The sequence below is a fragment of the Symmachiella macrocystis genome (assembly GCF_007860075.1).
GTDB classification, from domain to species: Bacteria; Planctomycetota; Planctomycetia; order Planctomycetales; family Planctomycetaceae; genus Symmachiella; species Symmachiella macrocystis.
This window is the reverse complement of sequence record NZ_SJPP01000001.1, coordinates 563,079-579,910: the sequence shown is the minus strand read 5'-3', so window position 1 is coordinate 579,910 and position 16,832 is coordinate 563,079. Positions and strand designations below refer to the sequence as shown.

Annotated in this window: 10 protein-coding genes and 1 tRNA gene; 5 read left to right on the top strand and 6 right to left on the bottom strand. The window is 54.4% G+C overall.

The features are described 5' to 3' along the window. Positions 1 to 31 precede the first annotated feature (31 nt). From CA54_RS02260 to CA54_RS02250, 3 genes are all read left to right on the top strand, one after another. Positions 32 to 1,156, top strand: coding sequence for a type IV pilus twitching motility protein PilT (locus CA54_RS02260; protein WP_146372248.1), 1,125 nt, complete (start codon positions 32 to 34; stop codon positions 1,154 to 1,156). Between the two features lie 85 nt (positions 1,157 to 1,241). Then, positions 1,242 to 3,080 (top strand): GspE/PulE family protein, encoded by a 1,839-nt coding sequence (locus CA54_RS02255; protein ID WP_231962938.1) that lies wholly within the window; start codon positions 1,242 to 1,244, stop codon positions 3,078 to 3,080. A gap of 76 nt (positions 3,081 to 3,156) precedes the next feature. Then, the gene (locus CA54_RS02250) at positions 3,157 to 3,870 is read left to right on the top strand and encodes a CvpA family protein (RefSeq protein ID WP_197532137.1); all 714 of its coding nucleotides are present in this window, start codon (positions 3,157 to 3,159) and stop codon (positions 3,868 to 3,870) included. An 18-nt stretch (positions 3,871 to 3,888) separates the two neighbouring features. Here the strand turns inward: CA54_RS02250 and CA54_RS02245 are convergent, their stop codons facing one another. After that, positions 3,889 to 4,626, bottom strand: coding sequence for a type 1 glutamine amidotransferase (locus CA54_RS02245; RefSeq protein WP_146369245.1), 738 nt, complete (start codon positions 4,624 to 4,626; stop codon positions 3,889 to 3,891). A gap of 227 nt (positions 4,627 to 4,853) precedes the next feature. Between CA54_RS02245 and CA54_RS02240 the strand changes: the two genes are divergently transcribed. Next, a tRNA-Leu gene (locus CA54_RS02240) sits at positions 4,854 to 4,938 on the top strand. 278 nt (positions 4,939 to 5,216) lie between these two features. On the opposite strand, the gene CA54_RS02235 is transcribed toward CA54_RS02240, so the two are convergent. The 5 genes from CA54_RS02235 to CA54_RS29090 all read right to left on the bottom strand — a co-directional run bounded on the left by CA54_RS02235 (position 5,217) and on the right by CA54_RS29090 (position 14,617). Continuing rightward, on the bottom strand, positions 5,217 to 6,185 hold the full coding sequence (locus tag CA54_RS02235; protein WP_146369244.1) for a DUF6807 domain-containing protein: 969 nt from the start codon (positions 6,183 to 6,185) through the stop codon (positions 5,217 to 5,219). A gap of 420 nt (positions 6,186 to 6,605) precedes the next feature. Then, entirely contained in the window at positions 6,606 to 9,587 is a 2,982-nt protein-coding gene (locus tag CA54_RS02230) for a DUF1553 domain-containing protein (protein WP_146369243.1), read from the bottom strand. Positions 9,588 to 9,596: 9 nt separating this feature from the next. Further along, a complete protein-coding gene (locus tag CA54_RS02225; RefSeq protein WP_146369242.1) occupies positions 9,597 to 11,045 on the bottom strand; it encodes a DUF1501 domain-containing protein in 1,449 nt (482 codons plus the stop codon). Between the two features lie 1,308 nt (positions 11,046 to 12,353). Continuing rightward, positions 12,354 to 14,312 (bottom strand): hypothetical protein, encoded by a 1,959-nt coding sequence (locus tag CA54_RS02220; RefSeq protein ID WP_146369241.1) that lies wholly within the window; start codon positions 14,310 to 14,312, stop codon positions 12,354 to 12,356. A 155-nt stretch (positions 14,313 to 14,467) separates the two neighbouring features. Continuing rightward, positions 14,468 to 14,617 carry a hypothetical protein gene (locus tag CA54_RS29090; RefSeq protein WP_197532136.1) on the bottom strand — a complete coding sequence of 50 codons (150 nt, stop codon included), beginning with the start codon at positions 14,615 to 14,617 and terminating at the stop codon, positions 14,468 to 14,470. Positions 14,618 to 14,829: 212 nt separating this feature from the next. Here CA54_RS29090 and CA54_RS02215 point away from each other — a divergent pair, with 212 nt between their 5' ends. Further along, a complete protein-coding gene (locus CA54_RS02215) occupies positions 14,830 to 16,824 on the top strand; it encodes an HDOD domain-containing protein (protein ID WP_146369240.1) in 1,995 nt (664 codons plus the stop codon). Positions 16,825 to 16,832 lie beyond the last annotated feature (8 nt).

Here is a 16,832-nt window from a genome sequence, read left to right as displayed (position 1 = left end):
TGAAGCTACCACAGACTCGTCAGATCCGGAAATGCCTTCAGTCACCGGTCCCGCCGGCGATTTAGAGGTCAATAAGCTTTTTCGTCAGTTGATCAAATTTGAGGGGTCGGACTTGCACCTCAAGGTGGGCAAGCCGCCGATCTTGCGGATCAAGGGAACGCTCCGCGAATTGCAGATGGACATTCTGACGAAAGAAAAAATGGAGCAACTCTGCTTCGCCATGATGGACGATCGGGCAAAGCGGATTTTCGACGTCGATGGCGGTGCGGACTTTGCCCATATCGTGGAATACGAAGGTGAAGACTGGCGTTTTCGTGTGAACCTGTTTATCCAAATGGGTCATGTAGGCATGGTCTCTCGGAAAGTCGAGCGGTTCATTCCCAACTTTGAGGGCTTGAACCTGCCCCCAATTATGGAATCGCTGTGTCAATTCGACCAAGGCATGGTGCTGCTGGCTGGTGTGACGGGTAGTGGTAAAAGTACGACGATCGCCTCGATGTTGGACTGGATCAACGAGCGGAAACGCAAACACATTTTGACGATCGAAGACCCGATCGAATTTGTGTATACGGAAAATAAAAGTTTGATCAATCAGCGCGAAGTGGGGATCGACGTTAAGGACTTCGAGATCGCCATGAAACATGCCGTCCGGCAAGACCCGGACATCATGCTGGTGGGCGAAATGCGGGACAAGGAAACATTCTCGACCGCCATGCACGCGGCCGAAACCGGACACTTGGTCTTTGGAACCATCCACGCCTCGACCGCTCCCAGTACCATCGGTCGGATTTTGGACCTGTTTCCACAAGACATGCACACGGCATTGCGTAGTAGTATGGGGTTCAACCTCAACGCGATCGTCGCTCAGAAGTTGTTGCCGACAATTCGCGACAATCCCAAGCGGGTCCCGATTGTGGAAATCATGACCATGAATCCCACGATCCGCAAATTGGTGATCGAAGAGATGGACGAAAAGCTGCCCGATGCCATCATCATCGGCCGCCAAGAAGGCATGCAGACCTTCAACGACAGTTTGAAATATTTCATCGACCATGAATTCATCAGCCGTGCCACCGCCTTTGAAGTCTCGCCCAACGTGGAACAATTGAAGATGATCCTCAAAGGCATCGAAGTCAAATCGCGGGGGATTTTGTAAGATTCGTCACTTCACGGTGGGCGGTCCACGGTCGCCTCTCATATCTATGCGCAGGATTCGTCGCCAACCTATCGCGGGAGCCATCGTGTTCAAATCTCTTTTCGTTAGCTGTCTCATCTGCTTGGGGATGTGGGCCAGCCTCCCTGCGGTTGCCCAGGCTGAGCCTGCCGATTCGGTCATTGCGACGCTCCCCATAGCACCCGTCGTTGCCCAGTCGCCCACACCGACCAAATTGACCGGACCCGCTTCCTATCCGGTTGTTCCTGGCCGACGGTTTTATCGTGGCAATAATCCCATTCGCCCGGAGGTCGGGGGATACCTCAACCTGTTGCGGCTGATTCCGATTGTGGGACTCTTGATTCTCTGGGTCTGGTCGACCTATTGGATCGACCAAGACAGCCGCGGATTGAAACTGGATGCCGCGCAGTGGAATGCAATCGCGCTATTATCCGGCGTGGCGGCCTTTTTATTGGTCTTAGTGCTACCACATTTTGGTATCGGTTTTTTGGCGATGTCGCTGTTGTATGCGGTTCCGTTGGGGTTATACATCCGCGAACGCAACGACCGTGTTCCGGAAAACTCAAAAGTGATGACGCCCCGCCACATTGAAAAGGTGGTACGCCGGCAATTGGGGCGGCTCGGCATCGACATGGGCAGCCGCAACACCCGCGAAGAATCGATCGGCCCGCCGATTGAATTCATAGGCAAATCGGTGTCCGGGTTGGGGGGAGACGAAGGTCGTTCGCGGCAGGTCGAAAACTCCAAAGGTTATTTGGCTGCCAAAGAGTTGGTCTACGACGCCATCTTGCGCCGCTCGACCGATATTCACCTGGAACCGATGAAAGATCAGGTCGCTACTCGGTATCGCGTCGATGGGGTCATGTATCCCGCTGAACCGTTCGATCGCGCGGTGGGCGATGCCGTGATCAACATCTTCAAGGTGTTGGGGGCCATGGATATCACAGAACGCCGTCGCCCGCAAGATGGTAGTTTTTCCGCCGATTTGGAAGGCCGGCAAATCGACTTTCGTGTGGCAACGCAAGGCACGCAAGCCGGCGAAAAACTCAGTTTGCGGATTCTCGATCAAGCCAACTCCGTCAGTCAACTGGCTCATCTGGGACTGCGCAAACAGGTCCAAAAAAAACTCGCGAATATCATTCATCAACCACACGGATTGCTGCTGAGTTGCGGTCCCACTGGAGCAGGGAAGTCGACCACACTGTTCGCCGCCCTGAACGAGATCGATTCCTATCAGCGAAACATCATCACCGTCGAGGACCCGGTGGAATACCGCTTGGAAAACGTCTCACAGATTGAGATTAACAGTAAATCGGGACAAAACTTCGCGACGTCCTTGCGGAGCATCCTCAGGCAAGACCCCGACGTACTGATGGTGGGGGAAATCCGCGATGGCGAAACGGCGAAAATCGCCTGCCAAGCAGCCAATACCGGGCACATGGTTTTTTCCACCATTCATGCCAACGATACCTTCACCGCGTTGTTCCGTCTGCTGGATTTGGGGGTAGAGCCGTTCGTCGTCTCCACATCAATCACAGCCATCCTGGGCCAACGTCTCGTACGGAAGTTATGCCCTGACTGCAAGGAAGCCTATAAGCCCAGTTCAGAATTGCTCAAAAAAGCAAACCTGGCCCCTGATAAAATCGAAGCCTTTTATCGCCCCCCCACAAATCCGCAATACGAATGTCCTTCGTGCAACGGCTTAGGATTCCGTGGCCGGATTGGGGTGTTCGAATTGTTGGTGATCACTGATCGCATCCGAGACATGATTCGCGAAAATCCTTCGATGTCCGCCATCAAAGCCGAAGCGCGCAAAGAGGGGATACTCTACATGCAGGAAGAAGGATTGCGGCTGGTGGTGCATGGTGCAACATCGATGCAAGAATTGTTGCGCGTCATCAAATAGTTATTACATCCACGCGTAGCTGTCGTCGCTCGCGGCGGGCTGCGTTACTATCGCCCCAACAGGCTGACCAATCGTCATGGAATTGTTGTTCAACGGACTACTGTTATTGGTCTTCGGCATCGTCACCTGGTGCGTCGCCAGCGAAGGCGCCTGGGGCGCCGGCATCATCCTGCTGTCCGTCGTCTTTGCCGGGCTGCTGGCGATGAACTTTTTCGAACCGCTGGCCATCGGTCTGGATGGTATGCTGCCGGCCGGTTATGCCGATATCGTGGCGCTGTGTCTGCTGTTTACCGGATTTGTTTCGCTGCTGCGCGTTGCCACCGAATGGATTGCGCCCATCGATATCGAACTTCCCGCGCCGGTCTATCAAGCGGGGCGGTGGGGCTTCGCCGTGATCACCGGTTATACGACAATGGCCTTTCTGCTGACTGCCTTGCACACAGCACCGTTGCCCCGGGAGTTTGCCGGATTCAAACCAGAGCGAAAAAACCTACTCAATATGGTGGCTCCCGACCGTCAATGGCTGGGTTTTACGCAATATGTCTCCGAGCACGCATTGAACAATAGCGTCGCAGGTCGCCGTCGCGTGTTCGACGGCCTGGAATTTCGCCGTCCCGGACGTCCCAGCGATACCCTGTGGGCCGCGTTTCCGATCCGCTACGCCACCCGCCGCGAACTGATCTCCGGCGCATCGTCTAGCAGTTCATCGGGCAACACTCTGAGCGCCGGCGGCGGCTCAAGCGGGGGAGGAAGCAGTAGCGGCCCCCCCAAGCGCGGCACCGGGATGTAATCAACCGCGCCGGGGAGTTCACCCACCGCCAAAAACATGCTCGACAAATCGTGGCAGCAGTTGTTCGGTTTCCAGTGTGTCGCGGCACAATTCGCCGAAGTGTTCCGGCGGAATGTTTTCGATCCGTTCGACGTATTCCGGATAGATTTTGACGCGAGCTAACAGATCGTTGCGATTCAGTTCCGGGTGAAACTGCGTGCAATAAATCGGCGCATCCGCAAAACAGTATGCCTGGTTCTTCACCCGCCTGGATGAGGCTAGCAGCACGGCGTTTGCTGGTAAGCGCGTCACGCAATCCTCATGCCCCATCTGTCCAAAGAACGTTTCCCCCAGAGGACCAAAAATCGGATCAGCCCGGCCCGCTTCGGTCAACGTCAGCGTGTGCGTTCCGACCTCGGCCCGTTCCATGTCCTTGACCACTTCTCCTCCCATGGCGCGAGCCATGGCCTGAAATCCCCAGCAGGAGGCAAAGGTCGGCTTGCCCGCTGCATGCAATTGGCGGAGATAATCCAAGGCCCGCATCAGCCATTCCCCTTCGCCAGCGGCCGAATAATGCCCGCTGCCCCCCAACAGGCAAATATCCGCTTGCTCGGTGTTTTGACGCGACGGAAGGCTGTTGAGCATGTCGTGGACAGCAATCCGTTCCGTTGAGACCCCCAGGACCCGCGAAAAACTTTCGACTTCGTGGGTCTGCATCGGATCATTCGCATTCCGGACCTGGAGCAACAAATAGCGAAGGTTTTCGGCAAGGTTCATGGAGCGATCAGTCAGTGGATTGGGGCGACATAGCTTGATAAATGAAGCGCCCAGCTTAGAAGGCCCCGCCCAGTTGTTCAACCGGTCCAGGGCTGCGCGAGGGGCAGGGCGGATGCGAAATCGGAACAATCGGTCCTCTCGGATGTCGCGTTGCCCAAAACCAGGTCCGCCAACCGGTTCGCTGACTTGACGATCAAGTCAAAGGCCATATATTAGGAACACGCCCAGCCGAAGTGGCGGAATTGGCAGACGCGCTGGATTCAAAATCCAGTGAGGGTAAACCTCGTGTGGGTTCAAGTCCCACCTTCGGCACTCTACAAATCGACCCCAACGAACCCCATAGGCCCCTAAGACACGGGACCGAAGGGGTTCGTTGGGGTTTTTGTGTTTCTCGGGTCCCACAGGCACAAACCTAATTGACAAGTTTAGGATTGGCCTGAAGTTGGTGGAACCAGTTGCCAAACTGCTAACTCATCGAATATTTCGGTAGAACAATTGCGCCGTGATCGGGGTGAAAGGTGCCCCTACTGATGAGCCGCCCGGCGAATCGTTGTGCGGCAATGACTTACGCCGAAATCCAAGGAGAGGAATTAGACCGCGGTCCATTGTTGGTACAGTTCGTTCAGCTTGGCTTCTTGGGGTGTGCCGGTGTGCAGGACGACGCGATAGCGCAGGTTGAGTGTTTCCCCTTCCGACATCGTCCAAGGTGACTTGAGGAAAGCCAACGGCGACGGTGAAAGATGGCCATAGTCCCGCGTGAACCACGGGCAGTTGCCTCCGAAATTCTCCGGGTGATTCATGATGCAAATCCCTTCGACCAATTCCGGTCGGAGCTTTCGCTTGCCAAAATAACCACACCAATCCGCGGTTTTTCCATAGGTGCCTTTGGCGTTGAGATCTCCGTGGGAATTCATCAGCGTTCCGCCATAGGCGGGAGAAATGTCCGAAGCGGCCCGCATAGCAAAGAACGAATGTTTCGCCCGCTTGATGGAGATATCTTCGATGGCGGTGATCTCAAACTCGCAATCGATCCAGATTTGTGAATCATGGGGACGCGTGATGGTGTATTGACGCACATCGTTCAGCGGCGTGCTGCCGGGGCGAGTCCATTCGCATCTCTCGTTGAAGGTCACCAAGTTGTCGGTCTGCTTCTCGGTGTCCAGTGCTAATTCGACAGAACGAATTTGACCTGTCTTCAAAGGATTGTCCCCCCAGTAGTTCCCACCGTTGAGTGGGTCGCAGCCTAACCACAAACTGCGATGGTGCGGGTAGGGGAGAGCGCTCTCGGTAGTTAACGGCAATCCCGAATTGGGGCCGTTCAAGGGATAAAAGTAGGGATACTTCAAGTTCGACTGCGCCCGATACGCGAGGATCGGCAAATTGTCGTAGCGCACAATGAGATTCGAATGATTGCAATACGCCGTGAGTCCCTTGGCTTCGGGAACCGGCTGTGGGTAATCGATGGCCAACAATTCTGGTGAAAACATGCTGCCCAACGCAATTCCTGATACGGAAGCGGCACCGAGTGATTTTGCAATCATTTTTCGTCGAGTTAACATCAAATTATCCTTTTATGAAAATCGGTACGTCGCGATATGACTCGTTTGGACTCAGCGGCACTTGGGTCTGCCGACCTATCTGGTCAACCGGCGCGATGCTGTCGTTGTCATTGAGTGGATACGATTGGCCTTGCTGACTCAACCGTCTTTCACAGACAAGGGCAAGTCCACTGACACGCAGTGCGAGACAACGAATGTATCGCAAACAATGAGCGATTACCATTTGGTCATTGACAGATTTCACGCATGCAACGGTCTCGACGTACTGCTATTCGTCAGCCACACCGCACAGTATTACTTGGTCCCCCGCCATCACGGCTTGCCGGGGTCTGCAAGTTTTAATTCGATAACCTCGTTTTGATCAGATCAATCGAAAGACGCTGGCTTGGGTTTTCTGACATGCGCGGGGCGCTCGGCTAGCTAATCGATGTACAGAAACTCATTGGAGCACAGGAGCATGTGGACGAATTGTGCGAAGGACTTCTTCGGCACATCGGCTCCCGCGGCGTCGGAGGCTTCATAGAGTTGATCCAGGTGCTGCAAGTGCTCTTGCGCAGCTTCGACTTCAGAGTGCGACGGACTCCTTGAAAGCGCGAACCAGTAGGCCTGCTCAATCTTCTTGTCCAGCGGAGCATCGCTTCCGACGGTTTCTTCAACGCGGCGCGCTAGGTGGTCGGCGCTGTCGGTGAGGAATTCGCTGTTGATCATCGTTAACGACTGCAGCGGCGTCGCCGATGCCGACCGGCGCGTGCAGTTAACGTCGATGATCGGAAAATCGAACACACGCAAGAATGTAAGCGGGTTCGTCCGGCGGGCTATGAGATAAATGCTGCGCCGCTTGTCAGCAGCAACGGTCTGCAAACCGCTGGACGTCGCTTCCAGCAATACCGGCGGTCCGCCCAGCGTATAGTCCCCCTGACCACTGACAGCAACGACGGAATCGCGCAAAGCTTCGGCATCGAGTCGCCGCAGGTTCATTCGCCAAAGCAGTCGGTTCTCTCGATCGATGACAGAAGGAGATGACTGTCCGGCGATTTTTCTATCCTGTTCCTCGTCTGTTCCCGTTTTTGATGTCTGTCGGTAAGCCGTCGAGGTCATCATCATTTTGTGGAAACGTTTTGCGCTCCAGCCTTGCCGCATGAATTCTACAGCCAACCAATCCAGCAGCTGCGGGTGTGTGGGAGGCGTACCGGAGATGCCGAAATTCCCCGGCGTAGCCACGATACCACGGCCAAAATGATGCTGCCACAAACGATTCACAATCACCCGCGCGGTTAAAGGGTGGTCGGGATTGGTCAACCATTCAGCAAAGGCCAGACGCAAGCCGGTCGTGTTTCCCACTGCTGTTGTCGCGGGAATGGCAGCGGACATGCCCGGTTCGCTCAGAACCGTGAGGAATCCCGGACTGACTGTCGGGCCGGCGAACTCGACATCGCCGCGGTGTAGCAGGCGAATAGTGGGAGCCTCACCGACATCCCAAAGAGCCTGTATTTTCTCGATGCGAAGCGTGTCCAGAACCGCTTGGCCATCTCGGATTTGTTCTTGCAACGTGTCGCAAGCCATGCGGTCGGCCTCGCTCAAGGCCGCATCGACTTGAGCATCTGTCACGGAAACGGTTTTTTCGTACTTGCTCGCAAGCTCTTTCTGGTTCTTGTCGCGTTTTTTCGCTGCTATTGCGAGGGCTGCTTCGACATCGGCACGGACCGCTTCGGGGATCTGATTGAGTTTTTCCTTACGCAAACGATCCCGATAAGGCGCGCGAAGCTTCTTGAGCTGCGTTTGCAACTTGCTCAGAGTCGCGTTGGCTTCCTTCTTTTTCCGCTCAATTTCGGTCTGCTCGGTTTTCGAGACGTGGTAGAGATGTCGTTTCTTGGGCGGCAACCAATCGGTGGGATTGTATGCCGACGTAAACAACGACAGAAAACGATAATAGTCTGCTTGAGGAATCGGATCGAACTTATGATCGTGGCAGCGTGCACACGCCAAAGTCATCCCCAGCGTGCTTGATGAGACCCTTTCCATGAGCATGAACAAGGCTTCATAGCGATCGAACGGCAGGTTCGAAATATCTTCATCGGTGGCGTCCAACACATTGCGCAGATAGCCGGTCGCCGTGAGAAGTTCCAAAATTTCGGGCGTGTATTTTTCCGCGTTTCGCCAATCGACTAATTCGTCACCTGCGATCTGCTGGACCAAAAAACGGTCCCAGGGAGTGTCTTGATTCGTCGCATTGACGACGTAATCACGATAACGCCAATAGCCGTCGGACAACGTGGCCTTCGTGGGGTTGAAGTCTTTCCCCGCGGTATCCACATAGCCCACCACGTCGAGCCAATGCCGCCCCCAACGTTCGCCATAGTGCGGTGATGCGAGTAGTCGATCGATCAGGTGTTCGTAAGCATCCGGGCGGTCGTCGTCTAAGAATTCACGCGTCTGAGCGGGGGTCGGCGGGAGGCCGGTCAGATCGAAACAGGCCCGCCTGAGCAGCGTGAGTTTTGACGCATCGGGTGAGTACGTCAGTCCACGCGATTCCAATTTTGCCAGAATAAATTGATCGATAGGAGTACGAACGCGCTGTTTGGCTTTCACCTCGGGCAGTGGGACAGCCACGGGTTTCTGGAACGCCCAAAACTGACGATCCTCGTCAGTAATCGTCGAAGTCACCATCGAATCCGCTGACTGACTGTGCCGCGGCGTCACTTCGACAAAATCCGCAAACCGGCCTTTGTCGATCCAATGGGTGATGGTTTGAATTTCAGCGGCAGACAGTGGATCGTCCGAGTCGGGCGGAGGCATAGCATGGCTGGCGACTTTTCGGATGAGAATGCTCTTGTCGGAAAAACCTTCTACAATCACCGGGCCGCTTTTGCTACCGCGGACTAGAGACTCCAAGCTGCTGAGGTCTAACGCGGCATCCGGTTCGTCCTCGCCGTGACATGCGACGCAGCGCTCTGTCAGAATGGGTTGGATCTCTTTTTCGAATCGTGCGAAATGCTGTTGGACGTCCTCGGGCAACTCGGTCGATTCGTCGGACGGCGCACCGGTTTCGATCCAACGGCGCACCGTCTCGATTTCATCATCAGACAGTCTGAGCTTGAAGATCGCCGGCGGCATTTCGCGGGTCGAGACCTTCTTCCATAACAGACTCTCTTCCAGCGACCCTTTGACGAGGACCGCTCCGTTCTGGCTGCCGCGCATCGTCAAACGGGCTGAACGCAGGTCGAGTCCCAACTGCGGCGAACTCTTGCCGTGGCAGTTGAAACAGTAGCGTGTGAAGATCGGCAGAACGTCTTTTTCAAAGACAGGCTTTTCAACAACATCAGCCGAGGCCATCGACCCGTCAGCAATTACGATCGCGGCAATCACGATCATCAAGTAATTCGACATAAGAAGTTTCGTCATTCCGTCAGGTCATGAACTATAGACTGTGTTGCTCAACAGGTCGCCAACGACTTTGGCGCCGGTGACGGTCACATTGGAAGGAGTCTCAACACGACCGCCCAGAGGAAACTGGACTCTCTGGTGGTCTAACCCCAACTGATGGCAGACGGTGGCGATCATATCGGGAACGCCGACTCGATTGACGATGCTTTTGTAACCAAACTCGTCGGTTTCGCCATAGATCAGCCCCGGCTTAAATCCGCCTCCGGCAAACCAGAGAGTGAACGCGTTGCGGTTGTGGTCGCGGCCTTTTCCATTTTGTGTCGTGGGCAGACGACCAAACTCTCCGGCCCACATGACAATCGTGCTATCGAGCAATCCGCGTTGCTTGAGATCTTTGATGAGCGCCGCCGCCCCTTGGTCCGTCGCAGTGGCAATATTCGACATGCCTTTGCCGATATCGTTGTGATGGTCCCACGGTTGCCCGGGGCTTGTGGTGACTTGCACAAACCTCACGCCCGATTCGACAAGGCGGCGCGCCATCAAACAGCGCGTGCCGTATTTTGCAGTCGCCGGTTTATCGAGGCCGTAGAGTTTCTGTGTTTCCTGTGTTTCTCCGGCCAAATCGAGCACACTGGGCGCTTCCAGTTGCATCCGTGCTGCCAGTTCGAAGTTCTCGATCCGCGATTCCAACTCAGACTCGCCGGGACGATTGCGGAGATGTCGAGCGTTCAGTTGATTGAGAAAGTCCAAGTTGGCGCGCTGAGCGCCCGGCGGAAGTGACGCCGGAGGATTCAAATGGTGGATCGGTGCGCCGCGCGTACTGAACTCAACGCCCTGGTACAACGCAGGCAGAAAGGCGTTGGCCCAAAGTTGTTTCCCTCCGATTGTGTATCCATCCGGGTCGCGCAAGACGACGTACGCCGGCAGATTATTATTTTCGGTGCCCAAGGCATAGCTGATCCACGCTCCCATCACCGGTCTGCCGGGAAATATCTTGCAGGTGAGGAGCATGTTGAGCCCCTCCAGGTGATTGTTGTGCTCTGTGTACATCGAACGCACAAAGCATAGGTCATCCACAACGGTGCTGATGTGCGGCAACGCTTCGGAAACGTCCATGCCGCATTCACCATATTTTTGAAACTTCAACGGCGAAGGGAGCAGGCTGTTGACGTTATCTGGTTGGTGAATTTCGACTCCATCGGGGTGTGGTTTGCCGGCCATTTGTGTCAGCAGTGGCTTGGGGTCGAACAAGTCCATCTGACTGGGACCGCCGTTTTGGATCAGCTGGATGACCGCTTTGGCACCCGCCGGAAAATGCGTTTTCCGCGCGCGAAGATCACCGTGGATCGGAATGCGGGAGGGCTCCGGCGTTTCCGCACCGAATTGCTGGTCCCCACCAAGTAAATCGGCAACGGCAATTTGTCCCAAGCCAAATCCGGAAAGTGAAAGCATTCCGCGACGACTGAATTGCATCATGTTCTAGCTTACAAAATCTGACTTGCGGGTTGGAACGCCGTTTCAACCACAACAAGTCGATGAAACAGCAATGCTCCTTTTCTTCTATTTTCATGATACACGAATAAAGCAGCCGGCCACAGAGATAGGCAAACCGTGACTAAAAATTGCCTGACGAAATTCCCGGTAATTCTGCATTTTTCGGCGAATTCTCGGCACTTGGCGTCTATGGCGACGGGCCGCAACACGTTGTCAGAAACGATTACTCGTTGGTTGGGGGGCACACATGTCACGCTGGCTGCGAATGGAACGATCGCAGTGACGCAAGTCGTTTGTTGTTTAACGCGGGGAGGGTTATCTAATCCCCGGATCGCTGCTAAACGGTCATCCAACAACCAGCGTCGGTCACAATCCCGTAGGCCGAACAACCGCCGATTGGACTTTCGCGGGTGGCCCATTTAGATTCTATCCGGGACGACGAAGTCGGCAGTAGGTTTGCTGAAGGTTGGACTTGGCTGATAGGAACATCCCTCCCACGTCTGTGCCGTACCGATAGAATCTTTCGGGGGCACCCTGCGATCTCTGGCAAAAGTACCGTCTAACTTCAACTCAGTTGACAGAAGCCAAAACATAATGCTGCGCTCGCTTCTTCAACTTTTTAAACGTCCTAAGCCCCGCAAGCCCGCCTTTGATGGACGGATGTCTGAAGTGAATCCCCAAGGGGGCAGAATCAAGGAGCTTCTCCGGCAATTCGTGGAACAGGGCAACCAGGAGAGTACGAAACAGGTATTACATTTCGTGAATAGCCGTATGGACGATGCTGTCCGAGTAGAGTCGAATAAGACGCACGAGGCCTTGATGCAAGCACATCAGGAAGCTGTGGAAACAGAAACCTTCTTTATTGACGTGGAGCCAGCGATACCAACCGGAACCGCCCGTAGGACGCGACAAAGCCCTATTGCAGACGACTTATTGGGAAATACTTGGGTTTATTGCGGTAATGCGACTCAGCTTTTCCGACATTCCTTTATCCGGGAAATGAGAAATCGAAGGCGACACTTTTTATGTGCGCCGCGAAAACGGTATTGGTAGTGGTCCGTTCTGTGAACAGTGCTTTGCACGAACCCAAAAGGCATACCTGTTGGCGCATTCCCCGACGGAGGAAGTTCACATGAAATGTCCCAATTGTGAATTGCCTTGACCAGAGTGAGGTGACTGACCTCCGCGAACAGATGTTCATCTCAGCTGGATGATCGCAGGGTCCAAAAAAACGGCGGCCGGATAGAGATTCCGGCCGCCGTTCTTTGTTTTCCAAACATCAAACATCCGTTACGGATGCTCGAGGTAATCGTCGTCGCTGCCGACGGCTTGTTCGATTCCCGTGTCTTGTCCGACCGTTTCGGGGAACGGGTCTTCGCGGATGACGTCGAAACCGGCCGGGACGATGGTTTGCAATTCTCTGGGAATCGTTTCTCCCTCGGCCAAGGTCAATCGGACGTGCTGTTTCAGTTGTACTTGGTCGCGACGCTCATCCGGTCCCTGAATCAACCGCATGTCGTCGATGCGGTAGGCGTTGTTTTCTTTGACCAACCAGACGACCGCGCCCAGGTTTTGGTCGCCCAAGACGACTTGTACGTTTTTCGGATTGGAGTTTTCGACGCGATGCAGCGGCATTTTCAAGTGCGATGCAGGTGTGACATTCAAATGCGGAATACATCGGCATTGGCTCCAAGCCATACGGTTGAGTTCACGTGACGAGTTCACAGCCACCAGTTCTAGGTTGTTCAAGCGGAAACCGGCAGCGAAATCATAGATAGGAATCATAATTTCCGCGGTCTGTTTCAGTGAATCGGGACGTCCCTCGCTGGGGAACAGGATGTCGTCCACTTTCATTTCACCATGCAGAGCACGCATGACATAGGTGACCGGCTTGTCGCCTTGGTTGACGGTGATTTCGGTCAGTTGTCCGCGGAAGACAATGTTTTCCGGAATGGGCGGTGTGTTGGGAATGTCGTTGAGCGGCAGATCATGAATCGTGTCGGGTGTCAGCCGTTCCCAAACACGTTTGCGGAAATCTCGTGTGGAAAGATAATCGAGCGTCTTCAGATCGCGTTGTGCCAGGGCGTGGCTAAATACCTGCATCGACTGTTGTGCATTAAAGATAGCTGCCAGGCGTTTTTCTTGCCGATCCTGCCAAACCGTGACATCATCGACGCGGTATTTTCGCGGTGCATTGACGGGGGTGTCTTTATCCCGCATGAGCGTGATTTGCAGTACATCGTCGGCATCGCGGATCACGAACTCGGCGCGGCCTTCGACAATATCCACGCTCCGATTGTCTTGATCGACGTTGTCCATTGCCGGGATTGGAAATGATGCGAGGTCCGCCGAGGCGAGAGCCCCTTTAAAGAACTGCGGTGTGGTCACTTCTTCCAGACCGGTTTTGTCGTTTCCATCGTAGGCGGCACGGAATGAATTTGTGGTGATGAGTACGGCGGCTAAGTCTTGAATGGAAGGGATGTCCCGAACTTCGCCGCGTGATTCTCCGGAAATGCTCACGGCGACATTGTCGACCAGCCAGCGTCCGTCGTGGTTCCGATAGGCGGCAATAATTTTGCGGCCGTTTTTGCTCATGGAAACTTCGGCGGAATCTTCAGCCATACGAGCGCGGGGGTTGAATTTCTTACTGCCTTTTCCCTTACCGTGCACGCTGGTCAAGATGTGGTCGAGATCCGGTGGCGGCAATTCAGCCATCAGACGCGCCAGTCGCGGCGTGCAACTTCCCAAAACCTGTTGGCGGTCGCCGTTGGTCCAGATGTAGTTGAACTCTTGCACGGCTAGCAGCAGATTCATTTGTTGGGCGACGGAACGATAGCGTTTTTGCCCGGTCCGTTGCGTTTCAGAGCGATGCACGTCATCAACAACCCAATTTCCGGAATCATCATCCTGGGTGATTGTGAAGACCAACTCGCGTTTCGGTTTGTCCTTTTCGCCAATTTCAGCGATGACAATTTTGTTTTCGCCCTCATCTTGGACATCTTTGATTGTGATTTGTCCTTTAGGCAGGTTGAGCACCTTCAAAGCGGCGAACGGTTCGGCCGGTTTGCTCAGCGGGAACGCTTGCTCTCCAAGCTTATCGGAGCTGCGATCGCGAACTTTTGCCAGGTCCTCTTCTTCGACCTGCTCCATCCACTGACTGATGGTTCGCATTTCCAGCGTATTGGCACACCCGGTTACGAGACTCGCCAACAAAGCGATCAGGAATAGCGACTTGGCGTTGAGATTCATACCAAAAATCCTTCGGCGGACACGCGGATCGTGCGATGACGACCTGGCGTCGCCCGAATTGAGACGGGACGGACTTTGAGACTTGATTGAGAGAGGTGAAGAGGGTCGGGGTTCTCGCAGATTTTCAAAAACGCGTCAAGGCCTTCGGCGGCCCGTCAAGCGAAGTTTTTACGACCGGTCATGAAGAACATCAATTTAAGACGCGCCGCAGGGGCGGAGGTCTCGATTTCTTCGAGCGCGATTGTGCGAACCAGAAGCCATTTTGGGCTGTTCATTCCGGGAACGTGTGCCGTAACGGACGTCATGCGAAATCGTTGTAAACGTTACGATTGGATCTCAGGTCCGTTTCCACACAGTTTTGTGCGTGCGGACGGACTCAATTTGGCACGCAATCGCGGATTCGGGCTAGCTTTACGGGGAGTGGATCTCAAGGTCCGCTTCACACCAACAGATCAGCTGCGCTTAAGAATTCATTGAAATTTATCCGCGCCCTGCCTTTCCCCTGGGAGCCAGAACTGTGACCATCGCCCTCTCAAAACGATTTGATGAATTAAAAGCGACCGGGTTGTTGCCCTCTCCGACTGGAGTGGCAATGGAGATTTTGCGTTTGACGCAAAACGAAGGCTCGACGATTAAGCAGATCGCTCAGACCATCCAAGCCGACCCGGCATTGACGGGACGGACCTTGAAATTCGCAAACTCCGCCCATGCCGGCGCCCGCAAACCGATTGCTTCGGTTTCCGATGCGGTCGTACGCTTGGGCATGCGTACAGTGGGAACGTTGTCGTTGGGCTTTTCGGTATTGTCCAGTTCGCGCCGCGGGCCGTGCGAGGGGTTTGATTACGACCGGTTTTGGTCGAATTCCTTGGTCTTGGGAATCGCCTCAAAAACGTTGTGCGGAATGACAAAAGCCGCTCCTCAAGAAGAAGGTTTTGCTTGCGGGTTGTTAAGTCAAATCGGCCGGTTGGCGCTGGCGAGCGTCTACCCGGAAGAATACGCTGAGGTGCTAACGACTTGGGCGAACGGTACTGGGAACGAATTGCGGGATTTGGAACAACAAGCGTTCAGCACCGATCATGCGGAAATGACTGCGGCAATGTTGGAAGACTGGAGATTGCCCGAGTCATTCCGTATTGCGGTCTTAAATCAAATTGACGATCACCGCAAAGCGCCCTCGACAAAAACGCAGTCCGACGTATTGACTCTCATTCTCCAAACGGCCAATCAGATCGCTCGGGTCTGTGTCGAGGACGAAGACAGCCGCGCGGAACCAATCAAAAAGCTCATGGCTTGTTACGACCAGATTGACTTGGAATCGTCTGGGTTAGCGGAATTGTGCGACGAGGTCGCCGAGCAATGGCAAACATGGGGCGAAATCCTCAACGTCAATACGCGAGAACTGCCGAAATTCGAAGAGATATTGGAGAAATCGCGCGAGGTGGAATCGGAAGTAACGGTTGAGGAGCAGATCGAACCCGAAGGCGAGAACGACCCCCAACCCAAATCGTTGCGGATTTTGGTCGCCGAGGATGATCCACTGCAACTGGCATTGATCACAAAACTCGTAAAGGCGGCCGGGCATTCCGTTGTCGGAACGTCGAATGGCCGCGAAGCGTTACGAACCGCGTTAGAAACAAATCCCGATGTCGTGATCACCGACTGGATGATGCCGGAGATGGACGGGTTTGAGTTGTGCCGATCGTTGCGGAAAGCGAAGTTTGGTCGCCAGTTGTATCTGATCATTATGACCAGCAACGGCGAAGAAGAACGGCTGGTCGAGGCATTTGAAGCCGGTGCGGATGACTATTTGGTCAAACCACTGCGTGCCCGGCCCTTGCAAGCGCGAATTCGCGCCGCTGTGCGGATGATCGAATTACAGCACGAGGTGGAACTGGAACGAGAGCACATTCGACAGATGACGGCTGAACTGGCGGTCGTCAATCGCAAGTTGGAACAGGCGGCCTTTACGGATGCGTTGACCGCTTTGCCGAATCGGAGATACCTGATCAAATGTCTCAAGGAAGAGTGGGCCACGATCTCCCGCAAGGGGGGGCAACTGTCCTGCATGTTGCTAGATATCGATCGTTTCAAAAGCGTCAACGATACCTACGGACATGACGTGGGAGACTTGGTTTTGAAAAAAGTTGCGGCAATTCTGCAAACCGTGACTCGCGATAGCGACGTCGTCTGCCGGCAAGGTGGAGAGGAGTTTGTTGTTGTCTGCCCGGGAAGCGATCTCCAGTCAGCGGCACTAGGTGCCGAACGACTGCGGAGCAAGATCGAAAGCGAAACGTTGGGGTATTTCGAACAGTTTGAGCATCCGATCACGGTGAGTGTCGGCGTCGCGACGCGCGAAAGTTTAATGCGTGATGAAGATGTGATTCTCAAAGCGGCCGACGAGGCGTTATATCGCGCCAAAGAAACCGGTCGGAATCGGGTTTGTTGTGCCAACGACAAACCGGTCGAAAAAATCTCCAAAATTCAGGACTCGCTGCGATCGATATTCCAGTAGCCCAAACA

What these genes read in the sequence shown, in the direction of transcription:
- CA54_RS02260 (WP_146372248.1), top strand. Translation starts at nt 32, where the DNA reads ATGCCTTCAGTCACCGGTCCCGCCGGCGATTTAGAGGTCAATAAGCTT.
- CA54_RS02250 (WP_197532137.1), top strand. Translation starts at nt 3,157, where the DNA reads ATGGAATTGTTGTTCAACGGACTACTGTTATTGGTCTTCGGCATCGTC.
- CA54_RS02245 (WP_146369245.1), bottom strand. Translation starts at nt 4,626, where the DNA reads ATGAACCTTGCCGAAAACCTTCGCTATTTGTTGCTCCAGGTCCGGAAT.
- CA54_RS02235 (WP_146369244.1), bottom strand. Translation starts at nt 6,185, where the DNA reads ATGTTAACTCGACGAAAAATGATTGCAAAATCACTCGGTGCCGCTTCC.
- CA54_RS02230 (WP_146369243.1), bottom strand. Translation starts at nt 9,587, where the DNA reads ATGACGAAACTTCTTATGTCGAATTACTTGATGATCGTGATTGCCGCG.
- CA54_RS02225 (WP_146369242.1), bottom strand. Translation starts at nt 11,045, where the DNA reads ATGATGCAATTCAGTCGTCGCGGAATGCTTTCACTTTCCGGATTTGGC.
- CA54_RS02220 (WP_146369241.1), bottom strand. Translation starts at nt 14,312, where the DNA reads ATGAATCTCAACGCCAAGTCGCTATTCCTGATCGCTTTGTTGGCGAGT.
- CA54_RS29090 (WP_197532136.1), bottom strand. Translation starts at nt 14,617, where the DNA reads ATGACGTCCGTTACGGCACACGTTCCCGGAATGAACAGCCCAAAATGG.